Consider the following 979-nt stretch of genomic DNA (forward strand, 5'->3'; position numbering starts at 1 on the left):
TCCTTGCCTGGCTGGCCCAGACCATGTGAGGGCGGTCCGGTGTGCCGGGTTGAGATGCCGTAAAGCGCAGCTTTCCATGTTGCCCGAAAAACTGTTGCAGATGCCTGCGTTTCCACAAGCGCATCCCGGATGCCGTCCAGCCGTTCTTGTCCTGTCGCCAGGCGCGGGTCTTTGCCTCTAACGTGTCCAGTACCGTTTCCAGCTCGCACAGCTGATCGCGATAGGGGTCATACCAAGTCGGGTACAGCAGCATGGCGGCCGCGAACAATTGCGCCCGTGTCAGGCTGCGCTGGCGGCGCGGAACGGGTCTGTCATCCTGCGTCAGGCCCCATCCGGCATAGAAAGGTTGGCCGAACACACGCGGTTTGTGGCCTGCCAGAATTGCCTCGAACCCCAGTTGCGAGGACACGGTGTAGACAGCAACAGCCCCTTCAAGCAACGGCCATGGGCTGATCGGGTCGCTGAACTGCGTTATCCGGTCTGACAGGTCCTGATCGGTAAAATGCCCCTGACGGTGACCCGCCAGTGTTTCAGGATGCGTCTTGATCAGGATACGTGCGCCGGGGTTTTCCTCCTGCGCCAAGACAAGCATTTCAAGAAACCGGGCGCGGTCCGCTCTGCTTGCTGTTACCGACGCATCGCCGACCGTCTGATCAATCACCAGAACATAGCCCGGATCGGGTGGTTCAAGATCGAGATCGAAGGCGGAATACTTGCTGAGGTTAAGCTCTCTGATCCGCGTGATCGCGGCGCGGGCCCGGTTCAGCAGGGCCGTGTCATCCAGAGGGTGCGTGGCCAGCATTGTTTCAAGTTCAGACGGCGTGGCGGTATCGAAATGCAGGCCGGAACGATCCAGCAACAACCCCAAAGGGGGCTCGCCATTCCGGCCCGGGTGCAGAGATCTGAGAAAGGCGTCCTCGACCCGCAGAATCGGGGCAGCGTGTTTTTCAGCAATCTTAAGACCGCGATGTGCTGTCGG

1 protein-coding gene is annotated in these 979 nt (G+C 60.3%); it reads right to left on the minus strand.

Going from position 1 to position 979, the window contains the following annotated elements:
• A partial coding sequence (locus tag ACR0C6_RS21450; protein WP_480621135.1) for a capsular polysaccharide export protein, LipB/KpsS family occupies positions 1 to 979 on the minus strand: 979 nt, incomplete at both ends.

This window comes from Ruegeria sp. AL12 (assembly GCF_056540885.1).